12 protein-coding genes are annotated in these 13,183 nt (G+C 63.3%); 7 read left to right on the top strand and 5 right to left on the bottom strand.

What is annotated here, in order from left to right:
• Window positions 1–271 precede the first annotated feature (271 nt).
• Both D7X74_RS15695 and D7X74_RS15690 read left to right on the top strand, forming a co-directional pair.
• On the top strand, window positions 272–1,006 hold the full coding sequence (locus D7X74_RS15695; protein ID WP_147446576.1) for a hypothetical protein: 735 nt from the start codon (window positions 272–274) through the stop codon (window positions 1,004–1,006).
• Window positions 1,007–1,019: 13 nt separating this feature from the next.
• A protein-coding gene (locus tag D7X74_RS15690) for an IS5 family transposase (RefSeq protein ID WP_233602113.1) occupies window positions 1,020–1,858 on the top strand; the annotation gives its coding sequence in 2 pieces (ribosomal slippage) (window positions 1,020–1,374 and window positions 1,374–1,858; 840 coding nt in all).
• Window positions 1,859–1,906: 48 nt separating this feature from the next.
• Here D7X74_RS15690 and D7X74_RS42995 read toward each other — a convergent pair.
• Window positions 1,907–2,251 carry a hypothetical protein gene (locus tag D7X74_RS42995; RefSeq protein ID WP_158622236.1) on the bottom strand — a complete coding sequence of 115 codons (345 nt, stop codon included), beginning with the start codon at window positions 2,249–2,251 and terminating at the stop codon, window positions 1,907–1,909.
• Window positions 2,252–2,529: 278 nt separating this feature from the next.
• Between D7X74_RS42995 and D7X74_RS15680 the strand changes: the two genes are divergently transcribed.
• The 3 genes from D7X74_RS15680 (at window position 2,530) to D7X74_RS15665 (ending at window position 7,193) form a co-directional block, all read left to right on the top strand.
• Window positions 2,530–4,863, top strand: coding sequence for a GGDEF domain-containing protein (locus tag D7X74_RS15680; protein ID WP_120533775.1), 2,334 nt, complete (start codon window positions 2,530–2,532; stop codon window positions 4,861–4,863).
• Window positions 4,864–5,739: 876 nt separating this feature from the next.
• Window positions 5,740–6,264, top strand: coding sequence for a hypothetical protein (locus tag D7X74_RS15670; protein WP_120533771.1), 525 nt, complete (start codon window positions 5,740–5,742; stop codon window positions 6,262–6,264).
• Between the two features lie 461 nt (window positions 6,265–6,725).
• Complete coding sequence (locus tag D7X74_RS15665; protein WP_120533770.1) at window positions 6,726–7,193, top strand: hypothetical protein; 468 nt, start codon at window positions 6,726–6,728, stop codon at window positions 7,191–7,193.
• 9 nt (window positions 7,194–7,202) lie between these two features.
• Here the strand turns inward: D7X74_RS15665 and D7X74_RS15660 are convergent, their stop codons facing one another.
• Window positions 7,203–7,937 carry an endonuclease/exonuclease/phosphatase family protein gene (locus D7X74_RS15660; RefSeq protein WP_120533769.1) on the bottom strand — a complete coding sequence of 245 codons (735 nt, stop codon included), beginning with the start codon at window positions 7,935–7,937 and terminating at the stop codon, window positions 7,203–7,205.
• A 233-nt stretch (window positions 7,938–8,170) separates the two neighbouring features.
• Here D7X74_RS15660 and D7X74_RS15655 point away from each other — a divergent pair, with 233 nt between their 5' ends.
• Both D7X74_RS15655 and D7X74_RS15650 read left to right on the top strand, forming a co-directional pair.
• Window positions 8,171–9,196 carry a ferritin-like domain-containing protein gene (locus D7X74_RS15655; protein WP_120533768.1) on the top strand — a complete coding sequence of 342 codons (1,026 nt, stop codon included), beginning with the start codon at window positions 8,171–8,173 and terminating at the stop codon, window positions 9,194–9,196.
• Window positions 9,197–9,241: 45 nt separating this feature from the next.
• Window positions 9,242–10,258, top strand: a complete 1,017-nt coding sequence (locus D7X74_RS15650) for an alcohol dehydrogenase (RefSeq protein WP_120533767.1) — start codon at window positions 9,242–9,244, stop codon at window positions 10,256–10,258.
• Window positions 10,259–10,346: 88 nt separating this feature from the next.
• On the opposite strand, the gene D7X74_RS15645 is transcribed toward D7X74_RS15650, so the two are convergent.
• Genes D7X74_RS15645 through D7X74_RS15635 form a run of 3 tightly spaced genes read right to left on the bottom strand, consistent with a single transcriptional unit; the run spans window position 10,347 to window position 13,027 of the window.
• Window positions 10,347–10,745, bottom strand: coding sequence for a hypothetical protein (locus D7X74_RS15645; protein WP_120533766.1), 399 nt, complete (start codon window positions 10,743–10,745; stop codon window positions 10,347–10,349).
• 6 nt (window positions 10,746–10,751) lie between these two features.
• On the bottom strand, window positions 10,752–11,933 hold the full coding sequence (locus tag D7X74_RS15640; RefSeq protein WP_147446575.1) for a hypothetical protein: 1,182 nt from the start codon (window positions 11,931–11,933) through the stop codon (window positions 10,752–10,754).
• A complete protein-coding gene (locus tag D7X74_RS15635; RefSeq protein WP_158622235.1) occupies window positions 11,930–13,027 on the bottom strand; it encodes a transglutaminase family protein in 1,098 nt (365 codons plus the stop codon). The genes D7X74_RS15640 and D7X74_RS15635 overlap by 4 nt, the downstream gene beginning before the upstream one ends.
• Window positions 13,028–13,183 lie beyond the last annotated feature (156 nt).

The raw sequence follows: 13,183 nt of genomic DNA, 5'->3' as shown, positions 1-13,183 counted from the left end.
TGGCGCGGCTGGCCGCCGCATAGGCGCTCTGCGCCCGCTGCCTCCCCCCGAAGACAAGGTTGAGATTGAAGTCAACGAGAAGCCCGGCCTCGTGCCAGCAAACCGGGCTTCTTCAACAGCCTGCTAGGTCCGTGTCCTTCCAAGGACAGGGACGGGATGGCCGGCTTCATCCGGCCATCCCGGATGGCCCACACTGCGTCGATTCAGAAGCGATGCTCCCGTCTGGGGGGGGGAGGCTTGCATGGGCAGGGGACGTGAGGCGGCAACCGCCGTGGCAATGAAATATCAGGTCACGGCGCTTCAGGTGGTGATCTACTTCAACAGGGAAGGCGATCATGACCACAATGGGCTCATCTTCGCGCTCACGAAGAACGTCTCCATCCTGAAGTACATCCAGGCCCTGGGCCGGGTGGGCCTGCCACCGGGCCCGGAGCCCTCCGACACGCCGGACACCTGGTATGCGAAGGCGAAGGCCCGCGCCGACGTGCTGGGAATCACGCTGCCTTCCACTCCTGAGGAAGCTCGCCAGCCCCATCCCCTGATGCGTCCGCTGGTGCTGCGCGCTCGCAAGGGCGACCTCCTCCAGGTGGAGCTTCGCAACGAGATCCAGCGTCGCAAGGTGGGGCTGCACCTGGTGGGTGGGGGCTACGACGTCAAGGAGGATGAGGGCTCCCACGTCGGACGCTCACCCTCCAGTCTCGTGCGCACCGGCGGACGCCACGTCTACGACTGGCGTTGTGAGAACGAGGGCGTCTTCCCCATCCACGACGGCGGGAACTACTCTGGAGGCGAGGACGGCACCAACGTGCACGGACTCTTCGGCGCCTTGATTGTCGAACCGGCGAGCTCGCGGTGGCGCGACCCCGTGACAGGCCGCTCATCGGTGGATGCGCGGGGGATGCACCAGGAACTGGATGGGCTCTACCTGGATGTGCTGCCTCCGGGCGTGCCGGATGCGTGCGCCCCGTCCACCCTAAGAGAGTGTTGTCGAACCCCGGGGCGGTGAGCAGCGCAGGTACATGGGGAAGAGCTACCCGTCGGACCTCACGGATCTGCAGTGGGCGCTGGTGGAGCCATTACTGGAGGAGTTCTACCGACGGGGCGGCCGTCCGCCCCTTCACCCGCGTCGGCGCATTCCCGATGCCCTGCTGTACGTCATGCGAGGAGCAATCTCCTGGCGGATGCTGCCTCATGACTTCCCCTCGTGGGACACGGTGTACAGCTGCTTCCGGCGGTGGCGTGACGCAGGCTTGCTGGAGCGCATCCACGCGGTGCTCCGCACGGAAACACGTCACCACTTGGGACGCGACGCGCACCCCAGCGCAGGCGCGCTGGACAGCCAGACGGTGAAGACGACGGAAAAAGGGGGCCCAGGGGGTACGACGGCGGCAAGAAGGTGAAGGGCAGGAAGCGACACATGTTGGTAGACACCGAAGGTCTTGTCCACGCGCTGCGCGTCCACCCAGCCAGCGTTCAAGACCGAGACGGCGCGCAGCTTCTTCTTGGCGGCAAGTCCAGAGAGGACTTCCCTCGCCTGCGCAAGCTCTGGGTGGATTCGGGCTATGCGGGCCGGTGCAAGTGCAGGCTGGAGGAGAAGTTCGGCTGGAACGTGGAAGTCGTTCGCCGGCCCAATGAGGGGCGGCGACGCTGGTATGGTTTGCCTCCCGAGATTGAGCGCCCACCGCTTCCTCGCGGTTTCATGGTGGTCGCGCGCCGCTGGGTGGTGGAGCGCACCTTTGGCTGGCTCAATCTCTTTCGCCGCCTCAGTAAGGATTATGAGCAGAAGCCCGCCTCCAGTGAGGCCTTCATCTGGTTGGCGATGACGGCCCTCCTGCTGCGTCGGCTCGCTCCTTCATGAGGGTTCGACAACACCCTCTTAGAGCCCTGACGGCACGCATAGGCGTTGTCACCAGCCATCCAGCCATCCAGCCATCCAGCCATCCAGCCATCCAGCCATCCAGCCATCCAGCCATCCAGCCATCCAGCCATCCAGCCATCCAGCCATCCAGCCATCCAGCCATCCAGCCATCCAGCCATCCAGCCATCCAGCCATCCAGCCATCCAGCCATCCAGCGAGCGCTGCATCGGCTGGATTTCTCACATAAGAAAAATCCTTCGTCGCCTCGGAGCGAGACGCTCCGCCCGACTTCCGGCGCCTGAGTGTCCTCGCCGCGCGATCGAGGCCGTGGACGTGCGGCGACTCGCCTTCCTCACGGAGTCCTTCTTCAGCATTGTCATCACGAGAGAGCATGACTGGGCTCGGTAGGCCAGCGCGCTCAAGGGCTTCGCCCGAGCGGACGCTGGACGACATTGACGTTCGTGGACCCATTCGCATGGGCTGGCGGACCAATTGGTTTCGCCACTGCCTCGCGCGCCCTCATCTCAACACTGGAGCCGGCGGACGCGCCAACTACATCTTGGCTTTGGCGTCCCTGATCCATCATGCAAACACCTATTGCGATCCACCTGACTTCTTGATTTAGTACCGCTTTCCAACTCATCAGCCCGCAGCACCGAGAAAAAAAATAAATGCGATCCAAACGTTTCCAGCTACTTATCAATGAACTAACGAACGAACTTCAAGGCGATGAAACGCCTCCGACTTTCCTTGCGTATCGCTTAGTTGAAAACACCTGGAAAGAGGAAACAACCGGACAACAGGCCGATGCCACTGCATTGACTGGAATTACCGAAGCATCAACAAGCGGAAGCAACTGGAGAGCACCCAACAGCACTGTGGCATTCTTTCCGATTACGTCTCTTGACGCAGTGGTTTCCCTTGAGTTTTCGACCGCGCCAAAGGCGTCAACGCGCACCATTTTTTCCCAGCGAATAGACAGGTGTCTGCGGCATTCCGAAAATGAGTACAGGGCGCTGTATGACACCACGACTGGCCTGCTAAGCAGGGCTGGCTTGGAGGCAGAGGTCAAGAGCCTGCTGGTCGAGATTCCCTCTTCAATAGAGACTGTGACGACAGGCATGGGCGAGCCTAGTGCCTCTATTTGGGTGCTCGCTCTAGATATCGATCATTTCAAGCAAATCAATGACACTTTTGGACACCTATACGGCGACGTTGTGCTAAAGTGTTTTGCACAACGCATTCTTGATGAGTCACAGAGGACAGAGTCGCACTTAAGTTCAGGCGCACGCATTCGTGTCGCAAGGTCAGGTGGCGAAGAGTTCTTCGTTGTAGTCTCAGGAACTGCAATCAATAGCGAAGTCGAGAGCCTCTCCGAATCCCTCAGACGGGTAACTGCGGAATCGCCGCTCCCTACGGAGGCGGAATGGCAAAGCGCATACGGAGGATCGACAGCAGGACTGTCTTTACCCCATCCAAGTGAGCGCAAGGTTACTGTCAGCATTGGCGTATCTTCTGGCGTATGCCCCAGAGACAAGTCGGGAGTCCAGTTTGTAGAGCAGTTAAAGAACGAGGCGGATGCTGCCCTTTATCGAGCCAAGACCTCCGGCAGAAACACGGTGCGTTGGTTCTCCGGGATACTCCAAAGTGGCGGACGAGTCTTGGAGCATCACCAAGACACCGGAATTGTTGCCATCGACATTGGCAGGCAAGTTAAAGTGCGTGTCGGGCAGGAGTTCTTGGTTTATCACCCAGACTTTTCCGGCTTCACCCCCTTTGTTTTTAGCGATGGTCGCACCAAAAAGCGCATTGGCACATATCCAAAGATGCATTCAGGCAGAATCATCGTATTTGACTCCCAACAGGAAATGTCTTTCTGCGCGACTGCCGAGGTGCGCGGCATTAAAGCGTTCCCTCCGGGGTCAGTACTAGAAGCGATTCCGCTTGGCTCAATTACGCACCTATTGCCATCATCGCCGATCAACCCAATTCCAGCGACGGATCTCAGCTCGGTGGAGAGACTTTCTTCTGTCGTCGAAGAACTCTCGAGTTCCAATTCCGACTTCTCTGTTATTGCATTTTCGCTTGAGAATTCGGAGCCACTCAGCGAATCTCGAGGTAGCGTTTTTATCAATGCGTCGCTCGCGCGGCTGTATGACTCGATTCGGCAATCGTTCCCCAGTCTGTCGACCATCTCTCAGATCCAACCCATGCAGTTTGCGACCGTCGTAACCGGCATGACATCGGCGTCGAAGGTGCGTGCATTGATGGAGAAGACTCTAGAGCAGTCGACAAGCGCCAGTCATGGGTTGACCTCCTTTGGCGCGGGTGCATTCATTTCAGCCGGAGACTCGAAAGCTCACCAACTCCCGGCCAAACATGCGCTAGAGTTTGCCCGCTATGCCGTCTCACCAGGCATGCGCGGCAAAGAAAAATTTGCATTCTTCTTGCCTCACGAGGCATGGAAAATTGTGCACGCCTCGCGAGATGCCGGTGTTCACCTGAAGGGAATAGCAGACTACCATAAACTCAAAGAACTGGGCGTCCAAGACGCAAAGCTTGAGAACCAAGCAGCGACTTGCGCAATGGAGGCCGCATCGCCAATTCCCGAACTGGCGCTTAGTGCATCTCAAAATGCAGTCACGCTTGATCCCAAGCCGGGCATGTATTGGGCAAACAGGGCGGTCGCAGAGTTCTTTTTTGGTGATCGTTCTCGCGCATATGACGCCTTCCTCCTAGCTCCGGAAGTCGCAAAGACTATCGCAGCAGCTGAAGGCTCGCCGCCACCAAACGGCAGGAACTTTGAGTTCTACTCAATTCCATACTCACTATCAATGCATGCGCGGTACAGACAGAACCCCAAGAGTATCGACATCGGCATTTTACTTCGCTGCCTTAAAAACGCATCATCAATCAAGGTTGGTTTGCGCTTGCTGACGCAGTCGTTGATTCAAGAGGTTGAGGCCGCACTAAAAGAGCTAGGTGCGCCTCCGGTCAAGAGCTAACACTACTGTGCAATAAACGCCAAGCTTTGCCGGTGCTCGGGCCCCGCCGCGCCACAAGCAGCAGGGCAGTCGCAGCAGGAGCATGCGCGACTGGAGAAGCCACTGAATGGTGATAGAGGCCGAGTTGTGGCGCTCAGTGCGCAAAGGAAGCACCTCGCACCTGGAAACACTCGGAGCATAGGAAGAATAGACGAGGTCTTAAGGGGGGGGGGCGAGCTGGTGCGCAGGGGCCGAGGAGGGCCGCTGAGGGTGGCTGCCCGAGCAATGGGCCCTTTCGGTGGACAGGCCGCGCAGTCCCCTGAGGCACACGCTTGCCGCCCCCGGGGCCAAGCTAACACCTGCAATCGGCAATCCCAGCTGCTCCTCAATGCCGCGCGCCCCTCTGGCGCGCTTTACGTACGCCATAACCCGCGCGTATCCACACCCCACACAGACGAACACGTCAAAGTCAAACATCCTTCTCCACAACCCCGCGAAAGTTCTCTCGCGGCGCCCTTTCCTTCTGCCACTACTTGCTGGCCGCTGCCTGGAACGGCATCACCTCGCACGGGTTCATCACGGTCACCACCTTCGGGACGCCCCTTCATGCGCTGGCAGAAGAAATCACCATCAAGCAGTGCCACTCGCGCTGAGTCGCGAACACGCCTTCGCCCCCCCCTTCCGAACGACATTGGTAGGAATTAGACTTGGCATCACCCTGCGGTCCGGAGGGCTTGTCTGCGATGACGCTATTCCGAACGTGGCCCTGCCTACGACTGGCAAGAGCTGAGATATCCGCAGCGGTGCCGCTGCGAAACCGGGCCTCCTGCCTGCATGCCAAATCCATCCCCTCCTGACCTGCATCCCTCGACCTGGGCCGCCCTCGAAGCCACGGGTGTGCTTCAGAGCCCCGAACACGGGCTCGTCCAGAGCTTCTACGGCCAGCAGCGCGCCAGGCGCAGCCAGGTCCCCTTCATGAACCACATCCATGAAGGGCTGGCTGTCATGGTGCGCACCCAGGCATCGCCGCAGGCCCTGCGCGCGTTCTGCCTGCATCCCCTCGTCCAGGGCGACACGGACCTGCGGGACCACTACGCACGGGTCGCCCAGACCTTGGCGCCTGTTCCGGATGGGGCCTTCGTGCTGGGGCTCGCCATGGAATACCGGTCGGTGGCCAATGACTACCTCGCCCGTGCGACGCTGCCTCCAGCGGGCATCCGGCTTTCGCCCCTGGTGGAAGTCAACGCCATGCTGGTGGGCGACAAGGTCCAGAACCGCAAGGACTTCGAGTTGCACCACGCGCAGACCCACGCCCATCGCGTCAGGCTGGCGGAATACTTCCAACAGTGGTGTCAGGCATTGCAGGTCGAGCACCTCTACCCGTGGCTGAAGGAGATGCTTCAAGGAGCGGCCTGGAGCTGAGGGCCTGGCAGGTCCGGGCTCCGGCGGAAGAAGGCGGGCCCTGCGCATCCCGCCTTCTCCCAGGCCGAAGGTGACGTTTACGGTGTGGTCGTCCAGGCGTATGGGGTCCAGGCGGAGGAGCCCGCCACGTGGGTGAGCTGGAACCCGGTCGCGTTGCCGGAGGTGTCGGTCCAGTCTGCGCGGGCGGCGTCGGATACCCACGCGAGTGCAGCTCCGCCATGACGGCCGCCTCCAGGTTGCCGGTGATGGAGATGACCCCATCGTCGTAGATGTCCCCCGGCCCCCCACGTGATTCCATCCACCTCCTTGGCGCCATTCGCCTGAACGATGCTGACCGGGTTCAGGACGAAGGTGGCACCGTGCATGGCTCGGCCAGAAAGAATGCAAAAGAATTCCCTGGGGCCCTTCCCTGGATGAACGGCAGGCCGCACTGCCGCCCCCCGCTTCCACCAGGAGCCCCCATGTTCCGGATTCCGTCCTTGTGTCTCTGCCTGTTTGCCTCGCTCGCCATCGCCGACGAGTCCTCTTCCAAGCCCGCGCGGCTCACCGTGGCCCAGAAGAACGGCTGGGCCGTCTACGACAAGGACCTGAAGGAGAAGGAGGACGCGGTCAACAAGGCCTGCGGGTCCACCTTGAAGAGCAGCTACGACAAGACGACCTACCCCGCCTTCGACCCGATGAAGGACCGGACCCAGAGCGCATGCCGGGCGGCCGTGGGCACCCTGGTCGAGGTCTGCGGCACCGCGGATGGCAAGGCGGCGGTGAAGGAGGCGCTCACCAAGACGGTGTGCCGACTGTCGACGGATGGAACCCGGGTCTCACTCGATGCGGGCGTGCTGACCATCCACATCGACCCGGCGAAGAGCTCCATCGCGGGCAAGGAGGCCGGGAACTACAGCTGGAAGAGCGCCCTTGAGGAAGTGCTGTAGTTCCATCCGTCAGTACGCGACGGTCGCGGTGTAGGCGAAGTGGTCGGAGCCGAACTTCTCCAGGCGCTCGGCGGGACCGGTGCCGATGCCCTGGAGGACGTAGATTTGATCGATGGGCACACCCTCGACGCCCGCCGTCCGCAGGTGGTTCATGCCAGGGATGTCCTGTGACAGCGGGCGGTTGAAGTCACCCACCAGGACGACCGGCAGTCCCCGTCCGCGCAGGTCGGCGACCACCTCGTGCACCACGGCGTTGTGCGTCCGCCAGCGCTCCTGACGCTCGGGGTGCTCTCCGTTCCAGGCGCCGGAGATGTAGTGGGTGTTGACGAAGGCCAGCTTCGCGCCGGTCTCCTTGTTCTTCAGCACGACCCAGTTCACGAAGCGCGAAGGCGTCACCTCGGCCTCACCGCCATGCGTGAGTCGGGACCCGTCACCGGTCTTCTCGTACTTGTTCCTGCGCCAGGAGATGGCGATGGAGTTGCGCGCATCAAGCCGGCTCTCGCCGGGCCGGAAGTGGTCGTAGAACTCGAGCGCCCCAAGCCGGGTGTGGCCCTCGGAGGTGTCCACCTCCTGCCAGCCGATGATGTCCGCGAGCGGCTTGAACGTCGCCTGCCCGTGCAAGGTGTTGTGCGTCGCGACCGTGGTCGTCGTGACGGCGAGGGCCTCGGTCCGCGCCGAGGTGGAGGGCAGAAGCCCCAGGGAGAGGAGAAGGCTGACGACGGCCGAAGAAAGCAGCTTGAACATGGTCCCTTGATTCTTGCCCAGGCGACTCCCGGCTCATCCAGGAAAAAATGATTTCCAGGACACTGCCTCGCAGGGCGTCCACCGTGCAGCGCGCTGCACACGTGCGCCCCCTTGCACGCGGTCCCCTGCACACCGGGCGCGGCGCGCCTTTCATGAGCGACGGCGGTCTATGCTGGCACATGGGTTGCTGCATACCGCCGTGACTCTGGAGCCCAGATTCGAAAGGGTTGTGCATGGCCGAGCCCATCGTGCTGTTGCTGCTGCTGCTGGTGCTGTTCATCGTCGTCCTGGGGCCCGGGCTCTTCGTGGGGGGGCTCGTCTTCATGCTGAACGGCTACCGGTTCCGCGGGGGCCTGGTGACGCTCCTGGGCGCCACGACGATGGGGCTCGTGTACTGGGCCTACAGCGCAATCGGCGACATGAACTTCTCGAAGGGGCGCGTGCTGCGTCTCAAGGGGCGCGCTCGCGTGGCCCGTCGGGCCCTGGGGGACGGCTGGGCGGACGACGCCGCTCCGGCGCTCGAGGGCCTCACGCCCTGGCAGCGGACCGTGCTGGGAGAGGCGTGGATGTACTCCGCGAGCCTGGAGCATGCGTCGGTTCCGGCCTTCGCGAAGCTGTCGCTCAAGCTCTCCTCCCTGGGCGCGCCCTCGGAGCTGCTGGAAGCGTGTCACCTCGCCGCCCTGGACGAGGTCCGTCATGCCAGGCGGTGCTTCGCGTTCGCCCGGGCCTACTCGGGGCTGCCGTGGAGCGCGGGAACGATTCCGGAGCTGGGACAGGAGCGTCCCCTGCCCTCGAATCCAGGCGAAGCGGATGACTGGTCCCGGCTGGTGCGCGGGTCGTTGCTGGACGGATGCCTGGGGGAAGGGCTGGCCGCCAGCGTCGCCGGTGAAGCGGCGCGGCGGGCCAGCGACCCCGTCGTGCGCGAGACCCTGGCGGTCATCGCCGAGGATGAGGGACGGCATGCGGAGCTGGCCTGGGACGTCATCGCCTTCGCCCTGGAGCGGGGCGGAGGCAAGGCGAAGCAGGCGCTGCGTCAGGCATTGGAAGCACTGGAGGCGCAACAGACGCCCGCGCTCCCACGCATCCCGGGCGTGGACGAGGCCTTCCTGGCGCGCAACGGCGTGTTGCCCCAGGCGGAGTTGGGGCGACTGATGGAGGAGTGCCTCCAGCGGACGCGGGTCCGGGCGTCGGCGTGGGTGGAGCCGTCGGCCGCCCTCCCGCCCGCTCCCCTGCCTGGCGGTCTTCGTCGCGGCCCGTGAGGAGCCCTTAGCTTATCCGCGTTCTTCACACCCACGGAGACGCGGATGGCCAGGAAGATGAAGGCGGTGCAGGTGCGGCAGGCGAAGGGCCCGCTCGAACTCGTCGAACGTGACGTGCCGGAGCCGGGTCCCGGACAGGTGCGCCTCGCGGTGGAGGCCTGTGGCGTCTGTCACAGCGATGCCATCACCAAGGAAGGCTGGATGCCTGTCCAATACCCACGGGTCCCGGGTCACGAGGTGGTGGGCCGCATCGACCAGATAGGCCCCGGGGTGACGGCGTGGAAGGTGGGACAGCACGTCGGCGTGGGCTGGCACGGAGGCCACTGCGGTCAATGCACCGCCTGCCGCGAAGGCGACTTCGTCACGTGCGAGGTGCAGCAGGTGTGTGGCATCAGCTACGACGGCGGCTACGCGGAATACATGGTCGCGCCCCAGGAGGCGCTCGCCCGGGTGCCCGAGGGCATGAACTCCGTGGACGCCGCTCCCCTGCTCTGCGCGGGTGTCACCACCTTCAACTCCCTGCGCCACATGGACGTGCGGCCGGGGGACCTGGTGGCGGTGCAAGGCATTGGCGGGCTCGGGCACCTGGCCATCCAATATGCCCGCAAGCTGGGCTATCGCACCGCAGCCATCTCACGGGGCGCGGACAAGCGGCAGCTCGCGCTCGAACTGGGGGCGCACGAGTACGTCGACACGGAGCAGGGCCCGGTGGCCAAGGCGCTCCAGAAGCTCGGTGGGGCGCGCGTCATCATGATGACCGCATCGAGCAGCAGCCTCGCGGGCGAGCTGGTGGGTGGCCTGGGACGCAATGGCACCCTGCTGTTGCTGGGCGCGGGCGCGGAGCCCATCCCCGTCAGCAGCCTGCAACTGCTCATGAAGCGGCAGCGCGTCCAGGGCTGGCCGAGCGGCGTCCCCCAGGACTCGCAGGACACGATGGCCTTCAGCGCGCTCGCCGACGTGCGCTCGCGCAACGAAGTGTTCCCGCTCGAGCGCGCCACCGAGGCCTATGAGCGGATGATGGGCAACCACGCCCGCTTCCGGGTGGTGCTCAAGCTTCGGTGAGCCGTTTCGCCAGAGGAGGAATGATGGCACCGTCGGGAGCCGCCTTGTGCGGCGCTCCGTCCTCGACGTGGTGCGCACGCCGAGGCCTTCATTCCTCCAATGTGCCCCTCAGCGCCCCCCCTTCCGGAGGCTCGGCGGGTGCGGGCGGCATCAGCGCGAACCGGACATCCTGTCCAAGCTGCTGACGGAGCTTCGTGCAGATCCGAGAAACGACGTTGCTGGCGTCCTCGATCGACAGGCCACCGTCATGGAGCACGACATCCAGGTTGCGTCGGTCGTTGTAGTAGAAACCCCATTCGTGCCCATCGATGAGCACCTGCCCCTCCCCCTGGCCATAGTTCAACTGCTCGCTGACCGCGCCCTCCGGAAAGAACACGGACAACGGTGGAGAACCGCTGTAGTCCAGGCCATCCCAGTTCGAATCATCACACGACAGTTTGAACACCAGCTCAGACGGTTCCATCGCTTCTCCCCACACCCGCGACATCGAGGCTCAGAGTTCCTCCGCGACAATGGTTGGCGAGTATCCAGACTCGCGGAGGCGATCAGCGACGCGCTTCACGCCCTCGGCTGACTGCCTTTGATACCTTCCGCTCTGCGCATTGACGCGAACCGTCCGGTCCTTCCCGAACACCAATTCGCCGCCTGCCTTCGCTGGACGACCGCCCGTAAGCTGCGTGTGTTTCGCGCCATGCACCGGAGATCCACGCACCGCGATCGACATCTGCCCCGCCTCATCAACGACATAGATGTAGGGCACGTCGAGTACCGCGCCTTCAAAGCCCTCATCTTTCAGTACCAGGGATTCCACCGGGTCAATCTTGTTGCTGGACCTTGGACGCACCGCAGGAAGGTCATCAAAGTGGCGGGCTCCTTTTCTTGTTCCCGTCTTTACCGGCGCAGGTCGCGTCAGCCGTTCGAACTCTTCAGCTGTGAAGGCATTCTCTCCCGCGACCTTCGCTGCCTCCGCCGACATCCTGGGAGCAAACGGGTTTCCGGCCCTGGCGAGCAACGCTTCTTCTTCCAAGGCAAGACGCGTGGCTCTCGACATCTGTCCAGCACGACCCAACATGACCAGGTTGAAGGCCGTCAACCCACACGACATCGAGGCGCCATGCCCCCTCGAGAGGTCGTCGCCACATTGATACGCGGTCCCGAAGGTGCCTTCGAAACCCGCGGTCAGCGGGTCAACCAGTCCCTGGTCGCCTGGGTTGTGTCCCTTGGCTGAAAAGAGTGACGCTGCCGCCCACCCCAGGATGACAGGCTTGAAGAGAAGAGCTGGCGCGGTCACGGTCGCGACGTAGCCCTGGCCAATGGTGCATGCTGCTGCATTACCAGCGGCGCAATCCTTCGTCAGCTCACTGTAGCCCGCATTGGCGCAACTCGAGGGCCCCCTCTCACAGGCCTTCTGAAGGGCTGGAGGCAGATTGCCGTACCTATCATTCGGTGATCGCCCATCTGGGTCCGTGTAGATGAGCGGATTCCCGTTCGCGTACAGCCACGGCTGGAGGCTGACAGGGATTGGAAGTCGCTGTTCGGTCGCGAGGATGTCACCGAGAAGCGGATCCTCGGAGAGAAAGCGACCCGTGCTGGCGTCGTACCAACGCGCGGAGCCCGTCAGCGGCAGGACGCACAGCACCGCCAACAGCACTCGAAGCCATGGCACCCGCTTCATTCTGCATCCCCCCGCGCCAACGGCCTGAATTCCGCGCAGCGATTGCCGGGCGCAGGGCCACAGAGGCGCGAGCAGACACCCAGGACGCTGCCCGGTTCGCGTGACGCGCGCTCGAAGATGACGGGGTCCACCGCGAGCGCGAATTGGATGGGCTTCCCTCCAGGCGCGAACAGGGTGGAGACATCAAAGGGCCGAGGTGGTGGTTTCCTTGCCCCCACCTCGGTGTCTCCCAGGTTGGACACCTTCGTCCAATAGTCACTGGCGAGCGGGGGCGGCGCACCGAGACGCGTCGCGTCCTGGGCGTGGTTCAAGGCTCGCCGTGCAGCCTCCATGACCCGTGGCTTCTTCTGGGAAGCCGCTTTCTCTCCTGGAATCCGGACCGAGCTCCTCATGGCGGCCTCGTAGTTGTAGGCCAGCGCCAGATTCCAATGTGCTGTCATGCTGCGCGGATGAGCGGTGAGGGCCAACTCGGACAGCCGAGCCGCGAGCCCCAGGTTCCAGTCCTGCATAAGGCGCGCGGCCACCTCGGCGATGAGGGCTCCCAGCAACTCCTTCTTGGAGAGGGAACGCATCATGGCGCCCGAGGAGATGGCTTCCTGGGGGATCTCCAGATCCAGGATGATTTTTTCGTTGCTCGCCTCGCCACCGCCGGAGGTGGCTTCGATGTTGGACCGAAACCGTCCATCCTCGTAGCGCAGGAAGAAATGGTGTGGGGCCTCCACCATCGCCACCGGATACCCTAGACGCTCCGCCACCGCGTACCAGAGGACGGGCAGCGAGACACAGTTGCCCCGCTTCGTCGAAAGGAGGCGCCAGAGGGAAGAGGCATCCAGCCGCGCTCCCACCAGGTCGTCCTTGTCGTAGGCGAAGCGGTTCTCCTTGTAGATGACCTGATTGATGGCGCGGATGCGGTACTCCGGGTCGGTCCGTCCCCCCACCAGGGAGCGGACCTGACCCGCCAGGAGTTCCACGCGCCTTCGGCCTTCGGGGCCGTCCGTGTCAGGATCCACGAAGGCGCCCAGACGCAGGGCGGCCTCGCCTATGTCGAGTCGGTCCTCCGGGAGTGCGAGCAACTCCCTCGCCACACGCACCATCGGTGGCTCCTCGGCCGCCACGGCGGGGGGCGGCAACGAGGCAAACAAGACTACCGCGACCAGGGCGCCTTCACGCAGGCAACGAGAGCGGGTTCGCACTTCTTGGGACATTGAATCTCCGATGGCGCTCCTACCACGCCAGCCTCCCAGGAGAAA

The organism is Corallococcus sp. CA047B, from assembly GCF_003612065.1.
GTDB classification, from domain to species: domain Bacteria; phylum Myxococcota; class Myxococcia; order Myxococcales; family Myxococcaceae; genus Corallococcus; species Corallococcus praedator.
Note: the sequence above shows the minus strand (reverse complement) of the source record. Positions and strands in the feature narration are given on the sequence as shown.